Here is a 16,203-nt window from a genome sequence, read left to right as displayed (position 1 = left end):
TCATGACAAGGTCGTCGGTTCGATTCCGACAAGCGGCTCCACGTTCAGGGGACGAAGGTTCTGGCCGGTATCAACCGTGCTCCTCGTCATGACAAGGTCGTCGGTTCGATTCCGACAAGCGGCTCCATTAGCGTCACCCCATGACGCACTACCTGATGACCGTGCACGGTCCCGGTGAGGTCGACGGGCACGCGAACTACGGCTCGCGTGAGGCGATGGAGCAGGCCTTTGCCGCCACGGAGGCGTTCAACGAGGAGCTCCGCGAGCAGGGGTACTGGGTGTTCGCCGGCGGCCTGGAGTCCGCGTCGAAGGCGGCCGTGGTCGACGGCCAAGGCGAGGCTCCGCTCGTCACCGACGGCCCGTACCTGGAGTCCAAGGAGCTGCTGGCCGGGTTCTGGCTCATCGACGTGCCCGACCGGGCGACCGCCCTGGAGCTCGCGGCCCGGGCGTCCCGCGCCTGTGGCGGCCGGATCGAGGTCCGGGCGTTCGACGAGCACTCGGAGCGTTCACGCTAGGTTGGCCGCCATGACCGAGCAGATCGACCTGGCCGAGGTGACCGCGGGAGTGCACGCGCTGGTGCCGATCCTCGGCGCCATGGGGCTCGAGGTGGTGCAGAGCGAGCGCGGAGCCGCCGCGGCGAAGCTGCCCACCGGACCCAACGTGAACCACTTCGGGGTCTCCTACGCCGGCAGCCTGTTCTCGGTCGCCGAGATGTTGGGCGGCCTCATCGGCCAGTCGAGCTTCACCGTGCCCGGCGGCGTGCCGTTGGTGAAGCGTCTGGAGATCGACTTCACCCGGCCGGCCACCACCGACGTGGTCGCGCGCACGACGCTGTCGGAGGACGAGATCGCCCGGGTGCAGTCGGAGGCCACCGAGAACGGCAAGGCGGACTTCGAGCTGCTGGCCGAGGTCACCGACGAGGCCGGGACGGTCGTCGCCCGCACGCACGGCTTCTACCAGCTGCGCGTGATGGGCTGAACCGTCAGGCGAAGCGGGTCGGAAACTGGTCGTCGTAGTGGCTGCGAGGGCCGGGGCGGTGCCCGTAGCCGTCGGACGTGATGGTGCGGACCAAGGCGGCAACCACCACCGCCAGGAACGGGACGAGGATCAGGATCAGGAGTGTCATGACTCGATCCTGGGCTCCTGAGGTAGGCCCCCACATCGGTCGGAATCCCCAGGTTTCCAGGGTGCCTACCTCAGAAACCGCCGAGATCCTGCCTCAGGCGACGTCGGTACGGGACGGCGCCAGGGAGAACGTGAAGACGAGGTCCGTGCCCTCGCGATGCGCGGTGTGGTCGGGGAAGACCCGGTCCATCAGGGCGTGGGCGCGGTGGTTCCGGGCGGAGGACTCGGCGACCAGCTCGGTGTAGCCGAGCCGGGCGGCGCGGTCACGGATCCAGAGCGCCAGCCGCGTGCCGACGCCGAGGCCCTGCCAGTCGTCGGCGACCTCGACGGCCAGCTCGGCCCGGCGGCCGCCGAGGCTGATCATGCGCGCGATGCCGATGGCCTCACCGTGCGCCAGGGCGACGACGGCGACGTGCCGGCAGCCGTCCACGGCGCTCAGGATGCGTCGGGTCTGCTCGTGCAGCACCGGCATCGGCGTCAGGTAGCGCAGGGCCCGGCTCTCCGCGGACATGCCGGCGAAGACCTCGTCGAGGAGGCCGCCGTCCGTGGCATCGAGCTCGCGCAGCGCCACCGGGATCATGTGTCCGGGCATGCCTCCACCGTGACCCTCTGAGGTATCTGCGGACATCGGCGAACCTCCCTAGATCGGCGTCGTCCTACCTCATAGACGTCTGCGATAGTCGCTGCGTGACATCGCTGCTGCACGAGCGCTTCCCGGACCTGCGCGAGAACCTTCCGCACGTCGCGCTCGGCACCCGCCCGACGCCGGTCCGCCGGCTGGAGGCGCTCTCCACCGGAGCCGCCGAGATCTGGCTGAAGGACGACGGCGCGTTCGGCGACGGCGGGTGGGGCGGCAACAAGGTGCGCAAGCTCGAGTGGCTGATCCCCGACGCCCAGCGCAGCGGGCGGCGCACGATCCTCACGTTCGGCGCGCTCGGCACCAACTGGGGGCTCGCCGCGACGCTGTACGCCCGCGACCACGGCCTGCGCACGGCGCTCGCGCTCGTCGACCAGCCCGTCGACGACCACGTCCGGGCCCAGCTGGAGCGGCACCGCTCGTCCGGGGCCACCCTGCACTTCACCCACTCCAAGGCGCGCACCGTGGCGATGGCTCCGTGGCTTCTCGCGCGGCACCGCACCGGGTTCAAGCCCCCGTACGTCGTGCCGGCCGGTGGGTCGTCGCCGGTCGGCGCGCTCGGCTACGTCGAAGCGGCGCTCGAGCTCGCCGGACAGGTGGCCGACGGCGTGCTGCCCGAGCCGTCCCACGTCGTCGTGCCCGTGGGCACCGGTGGGACCACCGCAGGCCTCCTGCTCGGCCTGCGGATCGCCGGGCTGCGGACCCGTGTCGTCGGCGTGATCGTCAACGACCAGCTGCGGCTGGACCACGGCCAGGTGACGCGGCTCGCCCGGCGCACCGCCGACCTGCTGCGGAGCCGCGGCGCCGACGTGCCGGACCCCGGTGCGGACCCGTCAGACCTGCTGATGACGCGGGACTGGCTCGGCGAGGGGTACGGGCACGCCACCCCGACGGCGCTCACGGCCCTCGCCCGGGCTCGCGACGAGGAGGGTCTCACGCTCGAACCGGTGTACACCGCGAAGGCGCTCGACGGCCTGCTGCAGATGGACGCCGACGGACGGTTCGGCGACGGTCCGGTGCTGTTCGTCAACACGAACGGGCCGCGCTGAGCGTCAGAGCACGATCGTGCCGCTGACCTCGCCCAGCCAGAGGTCGCCGGCCGTGGCGGAGATGGCGACCGTGTCGCCGTTCTCCAGGAACGAGTGGGTCGATCCGTCGGCCAGGGTGAGCGGCTCGGCGCCGTTCCAGGACAGCTCGATGAACGATCCGCGCTCGTCGCGCTCGCTGCCGCTGACGGTGCCCGAGGCGAACAGGTCGCCCGGGCGCACGGTGGCGCCGTTGACCGTCATGTGAGCCAGCATCTGCGCACCGGTCCAGTACATGCCGGCGAACGGCGGCCGCGAGACGACCTCGCCGTTCAGGCGCACCTCGAGCCGCAGGTCGAGTCCCCACGGCTCAAGGCCGTCGTCGTCGAGGTACGGCAGCAGCGGGACGTCGCGGTCCGGCGGGTGCGTGCGCACGGCGTCGAGGGCGGCCATCGGCACCACCCACGACGAGACCGACGTGGCGAACGACTTGCCGAGGAACGGGCCGAGCGGCTGGTACTCCCACGCCTGGATGTCGCGGGCGGACCAGTCGTTGACGAGACAGATGCCGAACAGGTGGGTGCCGGCGTCGGCCAGCGGCACCGGCTCGCCAAGCGTCGACGCCCCGCCGACGACGAAGCCGACCTCGGCCTCGATGTCGAGCCGCACCGAGGGGCCGAACACGATCTCGCCCTGCCCGGTGCGACGCTGGCCGCTCGGGCGATGGATCGGCGTGCCGGAGACGACGATCGTGCCGGACCGGCCGTGGTACCCGATCGGCAGGTGCTTCCAGTTGGGCATCAGCGCCTCGCCGTCCGGGCGGAACATCCGGCCGAGGTTCGTGGCGTGCTGCTCGGAGGCGTAGAAGTCGACGTAGTCGGCCACCGTGAACGGCAGCACCAGCTCGACCTGGTCGGCAGGGGAGACGTGGTGCTGCACGACACCGGTGTGCGCGTCGTCGACCCAGGCGAGCAGCGCCGAGCGGATCGCGTGCCAGGTCTCCGGGCCGGCGGCGAGCAGCGCGTCGAGCGAGCCGTCGGCGAACAGGTCGGCGTGCTCGGGCACGACGGTGGCCGCGGCGGTGGTGAGGTCGAGGACGTCGGTGTCGACGCCCACGCCCACGCGGCGCCGGCTCTCACCGGGCACCACGAACGAGCAGTACGGCAGCGTCGTGCGGCCGAAGTCGCCGGGCGTCACGACGTCCACGACTGGGCGTAGACGCCGTCGTCGACCGCGCGGCCGCCCTCGCCCAGCTCGAGCGGCCGGAACGTGTCGACCATGACGGCCAGCTCGTCGAACCGCTCGGCACCGAGGCTGGCCTCGATCGCCGCCGGGACGGGCCCGTGGGAGTGCCCGCCCGGGTGCACCGAGATCGAGCCCTTGCCGATGCCCGAGCCCTTGCGCGCCTCGTAGTCGCCGTCGACGTAGAACATGATCTCGTCGCTGTCGACGTTGGAGTGGTAGTACGGCACCGGGATGGCCAGCGGGTGGTAGTCGACCTTGCGCGGCACGAAGTTGCAGACGACGAAGTTGTTGCCCTCGAACACCTGGTGCACCGGCGGCGGCTGGTGGACGCGGCCGGTGATCGGCTCGTAGTCGGACACGTTGAACGCGTACGGGTACAGGCAGCCGTCCCACCCGACGACGTCGAACGGGTGCCGCGGAACGACGTGGACGGTGCCGGCCAGCCCGCCCGGGCCGGTGCCGCGGTGCTTGATGAACACCTCGACCTCGCCATCCCCCGCCGAATCAGCACCGCGGACCTCGGGCTCCGACGGGCCGCGCAGGTCGCGCTCGCAGTACGGCGCGTGCTCGAGCAGCTGGCCGTAGCGCGACAGGTACCGGCGCGGCGGGCTGATGTGGCTGTTGGCCTCGATGCAGTACGCCCGCACCTCGCCCTCGGGCAGCCACTGGTGCGTGGTGGCGCGCGGGATGATCAGGTAGTCGCCCGGCCCGAACGGCAGGTGGCCGAAGACGGTCTCGAGCACGCCGGACCCGGCCTCGATGAACACGCACTCGTCGCCGGTGGCGTTCCGGTACAGCGGCGACGCCTGGGACCCGACGGCGTACGAGATCCGCACGTCGCCGTTGCCGAGGACGAGTCGACGGCCGGTGACCAGGTCGCGGTCGGCGTCACTGAACAGGTCGTGCAGCTTCAGGTGGCGCGGGAGCAGCGGCTGGTTGGGCGTCGTGGACTGGTCCGGCAGCTCCCACTCGCGCGCCTCGAGCACGGCCGAGGGGACGCCGACGTGGTACAGCAGCGACGAGTCGGAGCTGAACCCCTCCTCGCCCATCAGCTCCTCGCGGTAGAGGTCGCCCTCGGGGGAGCGGTGCTGCGTGTGCCGCTTCGGCGGGACGTTCCCCGCGCGTCGGTAGTGGGCCATTGATACCTCCCGGACCTTGAGCTTGTCGAAAGGTCATTCCGACAGGCTCAATGACCGTACCTAGAAGTTGCCCCGCTTGGCCTGCTCGCGCTCGATGGCCTCGAACAGGGCCTGGAAGTTGCCCTTGCCGAAGCCCAGCGAGCCGTGCCGCTCGATCAGCTCGAAGAACACCGTGGGACGGTCGCCGACCGGCTTGGTGAAGATCTGGAGCAGGTAGCCGTCCTCGTCGCGGTCGACCAGGATGCCGCGCGACTGCAGCTCCTCGATCGGCACGCGGACCTCGCCGATCCGGGCGCGCAGCTCGGGGTCGGTGTAGTACGAGTCGGGCGTGTCGAGGAACTCCACGCCGCGGGCACGCAGGGCGTCGACGGTGGCGAGGATGTCGCTCGTCGCGAGGGCCAGGTGCTGGGCGCCGGGACCGCGATAGAAGTCGAGGTACTCGTCGATCTGCGAGCGCTTCTTGCCGACGGCCGGCTCGTTCAGCGGGAACTTCACGCGGTGGTTCCCGCTGGCCACGACCTTGCTCATCAGCGCGGAGTACTCGGTGGCGATGTCGTCGCCGACGAACTCGGCCATGTTCGTGAAGCCCATGATCCGGTTGTAGAAGTCGACCCACTCATCCATGCGGCCGAGCTCGACGTTGCCGACGACGTGGTCGAGGGCCTCGAAGATCCGGTGGTCGCCGTCGCGCTTGATGGTGGAGCGACGCTCGACGAAGCCGGGCAGGTACGGGCCGTCGTAGCGGCTGCGGTCGACCAGGGTGTGGCGGGTGTCGCCGTACGCGGCGATGGCGGCGCGGCGGACGGTGCCGTGCTCGTCGCTGACGTCGTGCGGCTCCTCCAGGACGGTGGCGCCCTGAGCGCGGGCGTGCTCGATGCAGGTGTCGACGTCCGGCACCTCGAGGGCGATGTCGCTGATGCCGTCGCCGTGCGCGCGGTGGTGCTCGACGAGCGGGCTGTCCGGGTCGACGGCGCCGGTGAGGACGAACCGGGTGGCTCCGGACTCGAGGACGTAGGCGTGGTGGTCGCGGTTGCCGGTCTCCGGGCCGGAGTACGCGACGAGGTCCATGCCGTAGACGAGCTGGTAGTACGACGCAGCCTGCGTGGCGTTGCCGACGACCCACACGATCGCGTCCCAGCCGGTGACCGGGAACGGGTCGGTGGTGCTGTCGTACTCGACGAGGCCGACGAGCTGCTTCAGCTGGTCGAGGTCGAGCTCCGCGAGGCGCTCGGCTGACGTGAGGACGGTGTCGTGGGTGGTCGTCATGCGTCCAGGTTCCCGGGGCCGCGACGGGTGAGGCAACCGGGCCAGATGACGGTGGTCAGGTGGGGAAGTTCTGCCGAGTATGATCGAGCCCAACTGGTCAATCTGCCGAGGAGTGAGAGCGATGGATGCACTGGACGTCGCGTTGATCCAGGCGCTGCGGGAGCACCCGCGGGCGGGTGACCTCGAGCTGTCGCGTCGCACCAAGGTGGCCCGGGCCACCGTGCAGTCGCGGCTGGCGAAGATGGAGGCCGCCGGGATCATCACCGGGTACGGCCCCGACATCGACCTCGCGGCCGCCGGCCACCCCGTGCAGGCGTTCGTCACGCTCGAGATCGCGCAGGGCCGGCTCGAGGTCGTCGCCGAGGAGCTGGAGTCGCTGCCCAACGTCCTCGAGGCCTACGTCACCAGCGGCCAGGCCGACGTCGTCTGCAAGATCGCAGCCACCTCGCACGAGGACCTGCAGGAGACGCTGCTGCACATCAGCAAGTCCGGCTCGGTGGTCCGGTCCACGAGCGTCATCGTGCTCAGCGAGCTGGTGCACCCCCGCGTCCTGCCGATGCTCGCGCGCGACGCGAAGGCCGCCGGCCGCGCGCCGGCCTACCGCTAGAGCCAGAGGTCGCGCAACGCGTCCACGTGGGCCTTGGCCTGGGCGAACCCGGCCCGCGCCGACGGGGGACGGGCCGCGGGATCGAGGATGTTCTTGCCGATCGCCGCGCGCGCTTCCGCGTCGGGTGTGATCACGACGTACGGGACGCCGAGGTCGCGGAGCTGGGACGTGGCGCTCCGCTGGGTGCCGATGCTGCGGTCGAGCGGGCTGATCGCCACCACGACGTCGCACCCGGCGGCGAGGTCGGCGTTCGACCCGGACCGGGCGCCGCCGTCGACGTAGAGCCGGCCGTCGATCGGGATCGGCGGGTAGACGCACGGCACGGCACAGCTGGCGTTGACGGCGTCCTCCAGCGAGGCGTCCGGGTGGTCACCCTCCGGCCCGAACGCCACGAGGGCGCCTGTCTCGGCGTCGATCGCCGTGACCCGCAGGTCGCGCTCGGGCCAGGTCAGGCCGCCGATCCGCTGTGCCACCTGCTCGTAGCGCTCGGCGACGGACGGGACGGCGCCGTTCGACGCGGCACGCACGGCCTTGGCGGCGAGCACCCGGCAGAACCGCTCGACGTCACCGCGCGACTGCAGCATGGCCGTGGCGTACTTGACCATCACGCCCAGGCCGATGCTCGCGAGCGGCACCCCGCCGTCGCCGAGGTCCGCCGGCGGCAGCAGCTGGCGCCGATAGAGCTCATCCAGGTCGAGGTCGCTGGTGATCTGCGCGCCGACGATCGAGCCGGCCGACGTGCCGATGACTCGGTCGGCGCCGGTGAGGTCGACGCCCTCCGCCGCGAGACCGGCGAGCAGCCCGGTCTCCCACGCGATGCCCGTGATGCCGCCGCCGCCCAGGACCAGTGCTCGTGTCGTCACGAGCACAGTCTGCAGGTGCTCAGCGCCGGATGGTCGACAACCTGTCCAGTGCCTCGCTGATCACCTCGGGGCGTTTGCAGAACGCCCAGCGCACGAGCGGCCGGCCGGTCTCCTTGTCGTCCCAGAACACCTGGTGCGGGATGGCGACGACACCGGCTCGCTCGGGCAGGCCGCGGCAGAAGTCGAGGCCGTCGTCGAAGCCGAGCGGCCGGATGTCCGTGGTGACGAAGTACGTGCCGTCGGGGACGAAGACCTCGAGGCCGAGGGCGGCGAGCCCGTCACAGAGCTGGTCGCGTTGCGATCGCATGCGCTGGGTGAACGACGCGTAGTAGTCGTCGTCCAGGCCGAGCGCCAGTGCGATGGCCGGCTGCAGAGGAGAGCCGGACGTGTAGGTCATGAACTGCTTGGCGCCGAGCATCGCCTGCACCAGCGACGCTGGCCCGGTGGCCCAGCCCACCTTCCAGCCGGTGAACGAGAACGTCTTGCCGCCGCTGGAGATCGTCAGCGTCCGCTCGGCCATGCCGGGCAATGTGGCGACGGGGACGTGCGGGACGTCGAACGTGAGGTGCTCGTAGACCTCGTCGCTGATGACGACGAGGTCGTGCTCGCGCGCCACCGCGGCGACGGCCTCGAGCTCCTCACGGGTGAGCACGGCGCCGGTCGGGTTGTGCGGGGTGTTCAGCAGGATCGCCGTGGTGCGCGGCGTGACGGCGGCCCGCAGCTCGTCGACGGAGAGCCGGAAGTCGGGTGGACGCAGGGTCACCGGCCGGCGCGCCCCGCCCGCCATCTGGATGACGGCGACGTAGGAGTCGTAGTACGGCTCGAGCGCGATGACCTCGTCGCCCGGGTCGACGAGACCGAGCAGTGCGGCGGCGATCGCCTCGGTGGCGCCGGTCGTGACCGCGACCTCGGTGTCCGGGTCGAGCTCGATCCCGTACCAGCGGCGCTGGTGCTCGGCGACGGCCGCCCGCAGCTCCGGGACGCCGGTGCCGGGCGCGTACTGGTTGCGGCCGCCGCGGAGCGCCTCGACGGCGGCCTCGATCACCGCGCCGGGTCCGTCGGTGTCCGGGAAGCCCTGCCCGAGGTTCACCGACCCGGTGCGCAGCGCGAGCGCGCTCATCTCGGCGAAGATCGTCGTGCCGAGGCCGTCCAGGCGGGCGCTGTGAGCCTTCACGCGTCCGAGGCTACGGGGGAAATAGATCGCCCCGCCGTTCTCGGGGGGTGAAACGGCGGGGCGAGACAGGCGCTGACGGGTTGCCCTCATCGGCCCTGCTGCGAGAAGTCTACGGACGCCGCAGACGGCGCAAGCGGTTTTGCGAAAAAATCTCGACAAGTGCCCGACATGTGGACGGAGCGCTTCTGAGGGTGTTCTCAGGTCGCTCGCGGACTGGGGTGCGACAATTCCCCGCATGACGATCGAAGCGCCGCCACGGCCCGCTCCGCGCCGGTCCGTGGGACGCCGGATCACGCAGGTCGTCGGCGTGCTGATGGTGCTCGCCGGCCTGGTCTTCCTCGGGTACTTCGCCTGGCAGTACTGGGGCACGAACATCGTCGCCAAGCAGCGCCAGGCCGACATCAAGACCTCCCTCCACCGCGACTGGGACAAGGGCATCGACAGCAAGGCCATCGGCCTGCTGCGCGTCCCCCGCTTCGGCAAGGACTTCGAGGTCCCGATCAACAGCGGCGGCAACTTCCAGGGCAAGAAGTCCACGGACGCGCTGGCCCGCGGCGTCGCCTGGTACGACAAGGGCGGCAAGCCCGGCCAGATCGGCAACTTCGTCGTGGCCGGTCACCGCGTCACCCACGGCGAGCCGTTCAAGGATTTCCTGAAGCTCCGGAAGGGCGACGAGGTCATCGTCGAGACGCGCAAGAAGATCTACACCTACGAGCTGCGCAACGACGGCGACTCGATCACCGTCGACTTCACGGTGTCCTGGCCGCTGTTCGCGGTGCCCGACCCCGACGAGCGCGGCGCCCGGCCCACCGAGCGGCTCATGACGATGCTCACCTGCTCCGAGCTGTTCCACACCCGCAACCGCAACGTCGTCATCGGCGAGCTGGAGCGGGTGCAGGACAAGGCCACCGGTCGCGTCGTCGACGCCACCGAGGCGGACCAGTCGTAGGCATGCAGGAGCATCGCTGGCGGTTCATCGAGCTCGCGCTCGCCCACGACGTGCTGCGGTTCGGCAGCTTCACGCTCAAGTCGGGCCGCACGTCGCCGTACTTCTTCAACGCCGGCGCCCTCGACACCGGAGCGGGACTCGCGGAGCTCGGCCGGGCGTACGCGGCCACGATCCAGGAGAGCGGCGTCGACTTCGACGTGCTGCTCGGCCCGGCGTACAAGGGCATCCCGATCGCGTCGGCCACCGCGGTGCAGCTCGCGGAGCAGCACGGGCGCGACGTCCCGTGGTGCTTCAACCGCAAGGAGCCGAAGGACCACGGCGAGGGCGGCCTGATCGTCGGGGCGCCGCTCGCCGGCCGGGTGCTTGTCGTCGACGACGTCATCACGGCCGGCACTGCCATCCGCGAGGTCGTGGAGATCGTGCGGGCCGAGGGAGCGGAGATCGCCGGCATCGTCGTGGCCATCGACCGGCAGGAGCGCGGTCAGGGTGAGCTGTCGGCGGTCCAGGAGGCCGAGCGTGACCTCGGCGTCCCGGTCCATGCGATCGTCACGCTCGACGACGTCGTCGAGTACGTCGAGACCACCGGCGAGCACGCCGAGCACCTCGACGCGATCCGCACCTACCGGGACCAGTACGGCGCATGACCATCGGGGTGGGCCCCTGGGAGGGCCCCTGGCCCGACGACGACCGCCTCGACCCCGAGCTGCTGGAGCACGGCGACCGGCGCAACGTCCTCGACCGGTACCGGTACTGGACGGTCGAGGCCATCGTCGCCGACCTCGACACCCGGCGGCACCCGCTGCACGTCGCGATCGAGAACTGGCAGCACGACCTGAACATCGGCTCGATCGTGCGCACCGCGAACGCGTTCAACGTCGCGGCCGTGCACGTGATCGGCAAGCGGCGGTGGAACCGGCGCGGCGCGATGGTCACCGACCGGTACCTGCGCGTGGAGCACCACGCCGACGTGGCCGGTCTCGTCGCCTGGGCGGCCGCCGAGCAGCTGCCGCTCGTCGGGATCGACAACCTCCCGGAGGCGAAGCCCATCGAGACGGCCGACATCCCGGCGGCCTGCGTGATGGTCTTCGGCCAGGAGGGACCCGGCCTGACGCGAGAGGCGCTCGAGGCCTGCGCGCTGCACCTGGAGATCACGCAGCACGGCTCGACGCGCTCCATCAACGCCGGAGCTGCAGCGGCCATCGCGATGCACGCCTGGATGCGGCAGCACGCACGCTGAGGCACGATTCAGGCGTGATCTCCGATCTCGTGCGCTCGACCGTCTCGGCCCTCACCCCACGGTTCAGGGCCGGCGACCTCGACGACCGCGACCCCGACTTCATGCGGGAGGTGCTGCCCCTCACCTGGATGTTCGTCTCGGCCTGGTTCCGGCCGGACATCCAGGGGCTGGAGAACATCCCGCGCGAGGGGCCGGTGCTCGTCGTCGGGAACCACACCGGCGGCGCGTCGTCGCCGGAGGTGCACATCTCGCAGCTCGCCTTCAGCACCTACTTCGGCGTCGAGCGCCTGCACTACCAGCTCGCGCACCGCATGGTGCTGAACTCTCCGGTCGGCCCGCTGCTGCGCCGGTTCGGCACCGTCGAGGCCGACGCGAACAACGCCGAGCTCGCCCTTGACGCCGGCGCCATCGTCTCCGTGTGGCCCGGCGGGGACTACGAGGTCTACCGGCCGAGCTGGGAGTCCGCCCGCGTCGACATGGGCGGCCGGAAGGGCTTCCTGAAGCTCGCGCTCACCAAGGACGTGCCGATCGTGCCGATGGTGACGCTCGGCGGCCAGGAGACCGCGCTCTTCCTCTCGCGCGGGGAGTGGCTGGCGAAGCTGCTCCGGGTGGACAAGTCGATGCGACTGAAGACGCTGCCGATCATGCTCAGCCTCCCGTTCGGCCTCCAGGTGGGTCCGCTGCCGCACGTCCCGCTGCCGGCGAAGGTCTCGATGCGGCTGCTCGAGCCGATCGACCTGCGCGAGCGGTACGGCGAGGACCCCGACCTCGACGAGGTCTACGCCGACCTCACGACGTCGATGCAGGAGGTCCTGACCGACCTGCAGCGCCAGCGACGGCTGCCGGTGATCGGATGAGGATCGAGGTCAAGCGCGCCGTCGCCGTCAGCCCGGACGAGGCGTGGGAGGTGGTCAGCGACCCGTGCGCGATCGGCTCGCTCAGCGACGCCGTGATCGTCCACGAGCTCGAGGAGGGCTCAACGCCGGGCGTCGGCACGCGGTACCGCGTGCTGCTGCGCGTCGGGCCGGTGCCGGTGGGCGGCAACGTCGAGATCATCGAGTTCGAGAAGGCGCGGGAGATGTCCTGGACCACGCTCACCGGCGTCGACCACCGCCTGCGCCTGCGCCTCCGCGAGCATCCGGACGGCGGATCCTGGCTGATCATCCGGTTCTCGTACGACTCCCCGGGCGTGCTGGGCAGCCTCGTGGACGTCGTGTCCTTCCCGGTGGTCCGCGGGACGATCCAGGAGCTGCTCGACGAGATCGTCGAGCGGCTCGAGTCCCGGCCCTAGGCTCGCTGCATGGGATCTCGCGTCCTCGTCATCGGCGGTGACGCCGCCGGCATGACCGCGGCCTCCGCGCTGCGTCGTCGCTTGCCGGCCGAGCACGAGGTCGTCGTGCTGGAGCGGACGCAGCGCACGTCGTACTCCGCGTGCGGCATCCCGTACTGGGTGTCCGGCGAGGTCGAGTCGGTCGACGACCTCGTGGCGCGGTCGCCCGAGGAGCACCGCGCCAACGGCATCGACCTGCGCACCGGCGCCGAGGCCGCCGCGATCGACGTCGAGGCCAGGTCCGTGACGTACCGCGACGCTGACGACGAGCAGACGCTGGACTACGACCGGCTGGTCATCGCCACCGGCGCCGAGCCACGCCGGCCGGATCTCCCCGGCATCGACGCGGAAGGGATCTACGGCATCCAGACGCTCGCCGACGGCGAGGCCGTGATCGCGGCTCTCGGCGAGCGGCCGCGCCACGTCGTCGTGGTGGGCAGCGGCTACGTCGGGCTGGAGATGGCCGAGGCGATGACCCAGCGCGGCATCGACACCACCGTGATCGAGCGCGGCGAGACGCCGCTGTCCCTGCTCGAGCCCAGCCTCGGGACGAAGGTCGCCGACGCGATGCGCGACCTCGGCATCACGCTCCGCACGGGGACGGCCGTCGACGGCTTCGTCGAGGAGGACGGGAGGGTCGCCGGGGTCCGGGCCGGCGGCGAGACGTACCCGGCCGATCTGGTGGTGCTCGGTCTCGGCGTCGTCGCCCGCACCCGGCTCGCGCAGGACGCCGGCCTCCCGACGGGCGCCAAGGGCGGCATCGTCGTCGACGACACCCAACGCGTCGAGGGCGCAGACGGGGTCTGGGCCGCCGGCGACTGCGTCGTCACGCGCGACCGGATCACCGGCGACCTCCTGCACGTCCCGCTCGGCACGCACGCGAACAAGCAGGGGCTCGTGATGGCCGACGCGATCGCGGCCGACCTGCTCGGCGAGGCGCCGCGGCTCCGGTTCCCGGGCATCGTGCGGACGGCCATCACCAAGTTCTGCTCGCTGGAGATCTCGCGCACCGGGCTCGGCGAGCAACAGGCGCGCGACGCCGGGTTCGACCCCGTGGTGGCGACGATCGACACCACGACCACCGCCGGCTACTTCCCGGACGCCGGGACGATGACCGTCCTGATGGTCGCCGACCGAGCCACCCGCCGGCTGCTCGGCGTCCAGGTCGTGGGGGAGCGGAACGCCGGCCTGCGGATCGACACCGGTGCCGTCGCGATCACGGCGGAGATGACCGTCGACGACGTCGTCATGCTCGACCTCGCGTACGCGCCGCCGTTCGCGTCGGTGTGGAGCCCGCTCCAGGTGGCTGCACGAGAGGCGGTCAAGCGCCTGTCCTAGGGTGGTTTCCACCGCCGTCCGAGGAGAAGGTCATGCCCGTCGCCACCCCCGATGTCTATGCCGAGATGCTCGACAAGGCCAAGCGCGAGTCGTTCGCGTTCCCAGCCATCAACGTCTCGTCCTCGCAGACGCTGAACGCCGCGCTGCAGGGCTTCGCGGAGGCCGAGTCGGACGGCATCATCCAGATCTCCACCGGCGGCGCCGAGTACCTGTCCGGCCCCACGGTGAAGGACATGGTGACCGGCTCGCTGGCCTTCGCCGCGTTCGCCGAGGAGGTCGCCAAAAACTACCCGGTCAACGTCGCGCTGCACACCGACCACTGCCCGAAGGAGAAGCTCGACGGCTTCGTCCGTCCGCTCCTGGCCGCGTCGGCCGAGCGGGTGAAGGGCGGCGGGCTGCCGTACTTCCAGTCGCACATGTGGGACGGCTCGGCGGTGCCGCTGGAGGAGAACCTGCAGATCGCGGAGGAGCTGTTGGCCCAGTGCGCGGCGGCGAACATCATCCTCGAGGTCGAGATCGGCGTCGTCGGCGGCGAGGAGGACGGCGTCGAGGGCGGCATGGGTGAGCACCTCTACACGACTCCCGACGACGCGCTGGCCACGGCCGCGGCGCTCGGCGTCGGCGAGAAGGGCCGCTACATGACGGCCCTGACCTTCGGCAACGTGCACGGCGTCTACAAGCCCGGCAACGTCAAGCTCCGCCCCGAGATCCTCGACGCCGCGCAGAAGGCGGTCGCCGAGAAGTACGGCAAGGAGCGCCCGTTCGACCTGGTGTTCCACGGCGGCTCCGGCTCGCTGCCCGAGGAGATCTCCGCGGCCGTCGACTACGGCGTCGTGAAGATGAACGTCGACACCGACACCCAGTACGCCTTCACCCGCCCCGCCGCCGCGCACATGTTCCAGAACTACGACGGCGTGCTGAAGGTCGACGGCGAGGTCGGCAACAAGAAGGCCTACGACCCGCGCGCCTGGGGCAAGGCCGCCGAGGCCGGCATGGCCGCCCGCGTCGCCGAGGCCTGCCAGAACCTCCGCTCGGCCGGGACGAAGCTCTGACGGCCGCGGTGTCGGTTTACCAGGTTCAGTAGGCAATCCGGCACATCTCATGGCAGATCTGCCTTGAGGAGTGCCAGTTTCGCTCGGTTCGTCGCGACGTCCACAGGCTCGGGGCCCGCCGCGCTGCGTCCACCGTCCCGCCTCCGTGGACGTCTTGTCGAACGCACTCGCTCGATGCTCGTCCCATGTACGACCTTCTGCGAGCCGCGATGGAGCACCGCGGCGGGTACGCCTTCCGATCTGATCTCCTGGACCTCGGACTGACGGACCGCCACCTCGGCTGGGCCCTCAGGAACGGGATCCTTCGGCGTCTGCGCCACGGGACGTATGCACTCGCGTCCCTCATCGACGGCATGTCACCGCAGGAAGAGCACCTGCTGCGAGCCTTCTCGGTCGTCGACAAGCTCGGTCCAGGCGTCGCGCTCAGTCATCACTCGGCGGCGGTCGCGCACACCGGCCAGTCCTACGGAGTCGACCTGGCGACCGTTCACGTCACGCGGCTCGATGGTCGGGGTGGCAGGAGTGAGGCCGGCGTGGCGTTCCACGTCGGCGCCGTCGTGCCCGACGAAGACCTGTGCACGGTGCAGGGCCGCCAGGCTGTCGTGCCTGCGCGGGCGGTGATCGAGTCCTGCTCCCTGGCCTCGGTCGAGTCGGGCATGGTCGCGGCCAGCTTCGCCCTCCGTGAGCACTCCTGCACTCGGGACGAGCTGACGGAGCGAATGGGCCAGCATCGTCGGTGGCCCGGGATGCTGAACGTGCGTCTGGCTCTCGCGCAGGCCGAGCCCGCGTGCGAGTCGGTCGGCGAGGTCCGTTCGCTCCACATGTTCTCCGTGACGGGGGTTCCGCGCCCTGAGGTCCAGTTCCGGCTGATGAGCCATGGCATCGAGGTGGCGCGCAACGACTTCGGCTGGGAGGAGTGGCGGCACGTCGGAGAATTCGACGGGCTCATCAAGTACGGGCGGCTTAACCCATACAGCGACGTCGAGCTCGGCCAGGTGCTCGTCGACGAGAAGCGGCGGGAGGATGCGGTGCGCGACGAGTACTTCGGGATGTCGCGTTGGATCTGGACGGACCTCGACCCGAGTCGTCGGACGAACACGGCTGCGCGAATCCTGGCGGGCTTGGAAAGGTCACGCCGTCTCTACGCCCGGAACGCCGTGCATGTTCCGCTCAGCAGCTGACTCCTCGGGGCAACCTCGCACCCATCAAGGCAGAT

At 70.8% G+C, this 16,203-nt stretch carries 19 protein-coding genes; 12 read left to right on the top strand and 7 right to left on the bottom strand.

What is annotated here, in order from left to right:
• The first annotated feature begins 140 nt into the window (after nucleotides 1-140).
• Nucleotides 141-515: a YciI family protein gene (locus FHP06_RS15475; RefSeq protein WP_147687746.1), complete on the top strand. Its 375-nt coding sequence runs from the start codon at nucleotides 141-143 to the stop codon at nucleotides 513-515.
• Nucleotides 516-525: 10 nt separating this feature from the next.
• Nucleotides 526-978, top strand: coding sequence for a YiiD C-terminal domain-containing protein (locus FHP06_RS15470; protein WP_147687744.1), 453 nt, complete (start codon nucleotides 526-528; stop codon nucleotides 976-978).
• 4 nt (nucleotides 979-982) lie between these two features.
• Here FHP06_RS15470 and FHP06_RS16080 read toward each other — a convergent pair whose 3' ends face one another.
• Nucleotides 983-1,126 (bottom strand): hypothetical protein, encoded by a 144-nt coding sequence (locus FHP06_RS16080; protein ID WP_187271971.1) that lies wholly within the window; start codon nucleotides 1,124-1,126, stop codon nucleotides 983-985.
• A gap of 93 nt (nucleotides 1,127-1,219) precedes the next feature.
• Nucleotides 1,220-1,717 (bottom strand): GNAT family N-acetyltransferase, encoded by a 498-nt coding sequence (locus FHP06_RS15465; RefSeq protein WP_187271970.1) that lies wholly within the window; start codon nucleotides 1,715-1,717, stop codon nucleotides 1,220-1,222.
• Between the two features lie 95 nt (nucleotides 1,718-1,812).
• On the opposite strand from FHP06_RS15465, the gene FHP06_RS15460 reads away from it, so the two are divergent.
• Nucleotides 1,813-2,811 carry a 1-aminocyclopropane-1-carboxylate deaminase/D-cysteine desulfhydrase gene (locus FHP06_RS15460; RefSeq protein WP_147687740.1) on the top strand — a complete coding sequence of 333 codons (999 nt, stop codon included), beginning with the start codon at nucleotides 1,813-1,815 and terminating at the stop codon, nucleotides 2,809-2,811.
• A 3-nt stretch (nucleotides 2,812-2,814) separates the two neighbouring features.
• Here the strand turns inward: FHP06_RS15460 and fahA are convergent, their stop codons facing one another.
• The 3 genes from fahA to hppD are packed head-to-tail and all read right to left on the bottom strand — an operon-like array spanning nucleotide 2,815 to nucleotide 6,437.
• Nucleotides 2,815-3,993 carry a fumarylacetoacetase gene (gene fahA, locus FHP06_RS15455; RefSeq protein ID WP_147687739.1) on the bottom strand — a complete coding sequence of 393 codons (1,179 nt, stop codon included), beginning with the start codon at nucleotides 3,991-3,993 and terminating at the stop codon, nucleotides 2,815-2,817.
• On the bottom strand, nucleotides 3,981-5,171 hold the full coding sequence (locus FHP06_RS15450) for a homogentisate 1,2-dioxygenase (protein ID WP_147687737.1): 1,191 nt from the start codon (nucleotides 5,169-5,171) through the stop codon (nucleotides 3,981-3,983). The genes fahA and FHP06_RS15450 overlap by 13 nt, the downstream gene beginning before the upstream one ends.
• A 60-nt stretch (nucleotides 5,172-5,231) precedes the next feature.
• Nucleotides 5,232-6,437: a 4-hydroxyphenylpyruvate dioxygenase gene (gene hppD / locus FHP06_RS15445; protein WP_147687735.1), complete on the bottom strand. Its 1,206-nt coding sequence runs from the start codon at nucleotides 6,435-6,437 to the stop codon at nucleotides 5,232-5,234.
• Nucleotides 6,438-6,558: 121 nt separating this feature from the next.
• Here hppD and FHP06_RS15440 point away from each other — a divergent pair, with 121 nt between their 5' ends.
• Nucleotides 6,559-7,044: an Lrp/AsnC family transcriptional regulator gene (locus FHP06_RS15440; protein ID WP_187271969.1), complete on the top strand. Its 486-nt coding sequence runs from the start codon at nucleotides 6,559-6,561 to the stop codon at nucleotides 7,042-7,044.
• Here the strand turns inward: FHP06_RS15440 and FHP06_RS15435 are convergent.
• Together FHP06_RS15435 and FHP06_RS15430 are read right to left on the bottom strand one after the other, a co-directional pair.
• Nucleotides 7,041-7,907: a patatin-like phospholipase family protein gene (locus FHP06_RS15435; RefSeq protein WP_147687731.1), complete on the bottom strand. Its 867-nt coding sequence runs from the start codon at nucleotides 7,905-7,907 to the stop codon at nucleotides 7,041-7,043. The genes FHP06_RS15440 and FHP06_RS15435 overlap by 4 nt on opposite strands.
• A gap of 19 nt (nucleotides 7,908-7,926) precedes the next feature.
• Nucleotides 7,927-9,081: a pyridoxal phosphate-dependent aminotransferase gene (locus FHP06_RS15430; protein ID WP_222706509.1), complete on the bottom strand. Its 1,155-nt coding sequence runs from the start codon at nucleotides 9,079-9,081 to the stop codon at nucleotides 7,927-7,929.
• Nucleotides 9,082-9,316: 235 nt separating this feature from the next.
• Here FHP06_RS15430 and FHP06_RS15425 point away from each other — a divergent pair, with 235 nt between their 5' ends.
• From FHP06_RS15425 to FHP06_RS15390, 8 genes are all read left to right on the top strand, one after another.
• Entirely contained in the window at nucleotides 9,317-10,030 is a 714-nt protein-coding gene (locus FHP06_RS15425) for a sortase domain-containing protein (protein ID WP_147687727.1), read from the top strand.
• Between the two features lie 2 nt (nucleotides 10,031-10,032).
• The gene (gene pyrE, locus FHP06_RS15420; protein ID WP_147687725.1) at nucleotides 10,033-10,674 is read left to right on the top strand and encodes an orotate phosphoribosyltransferase; all 642 of its coding nucleotides are present in this window, start codon (nucleotides 10,033-10,035) and stop codon (nucleotides 10,672-10,674) included.
• Complete coding sequence (locus FHP06_RS15415) at nucleotides 10,671-11,267, top strand: TrmH family RNA methyltransferase (RefSeq protein WP_147687723.1); 597 nt, start codon at nucleotides 10,671-10,673, stop codon at nucleotides 11,265-11,267. Before pyrE ends, FHP06_RS15415 begins: the two co-directional genes overlap by 4 nt.
• A 14-nt stretch (nucleotides 11,268-11,281) precedes the next feature.
• Nucleotides 11,282-12,124 carry a lysophospholipid acyltransferase family protein gene (locus FHP06_RS15410; RefSeq protein ID WP_222706508.1) on the top strand — a complete coding sequence of 281 codons (843 nt, stop codon included), beginning with the start codon at nucleotides 11,282-11,284 and terminating at the stop codon, nucleotides 12,122-12,124.
• The gene (locus FHP06_RS15405; protein WP_147687721.1) at nucleotides 12,121-12,558 is read left to right on the top strand and encodes an SRPBCC family protein; all 438 of its coding nucleotides are present in this window, start codon (nucleotides 12,121-12,123) and stop codon (nucleotides 12,556-12,558) included. Before FHP06_RS15410 ends, FHP06_RS15405 begins: the two co-directional genes overlap by 4 nt.
• 9 nt (nucleotides 12,559-12,567) lie before the next feature.
• Nucleotides 12,568-13,935 carry an FAD-dependent oxidoreductase gene (locus tag FHP06_RS15400; protein ID WP_147687719.1) on the top strand — a complete coding sequence of 456 codons (1,368 nt, stop codon included), beginning with the start codon at nucleotides 12,568-12,570 and terminating at the stop codon, nucleotides 13,933-13,935.
• Between the two features lie 32 nt (nucleotides 13,936-13,967).
• Nucleotides 13,968-14,987: a class II fructose-bisphosphate aldolase gene (gene fbaA / locus FHP06_RS15395; RefSeq protein WP_147687717.1), complete on the top strand. Its 1,020-nt coding sequence runs from the start codon at nucleotides 13,968-13,970 to the stop codon at nucleotides 14,985-14,987.
• 185 nt (nucleotides 14,988-15,172) lie between these two features.
• Nucleotides 15,173-16,168 carry a type IV toxin-antitoxin system AbiEi family antitoxin domain-containing protein gene (locus FHP06_RS15390; RefSeq protein ID WP_147687715.1) on the top strand — a complete coding sequence of 332 codons (996 nt, stop codon included), beginning with the start codon at nucleotides 15,173-15,175 and terminating at the stop codon, nucleotides 16,166-16,168.
• The last annotated feature ends 35 nt before the right edge of the window (nucleotides 16,169-16,203 follow it).

It is taken from the genome of Aeromicrobium terrae (genome assembly GCF_008039565.1).
In the GTDB taxonomy this organism is placed as follows: Bacteria; Actinomycetota; Actinomycetes; order Propionibacteriales; family Nocardioidaceae; genus Aeromicrobium; species Aeromicrobium terrae.
This window is presented reverse-complemented; position numbering and strand designations above follow the sequence as displayed.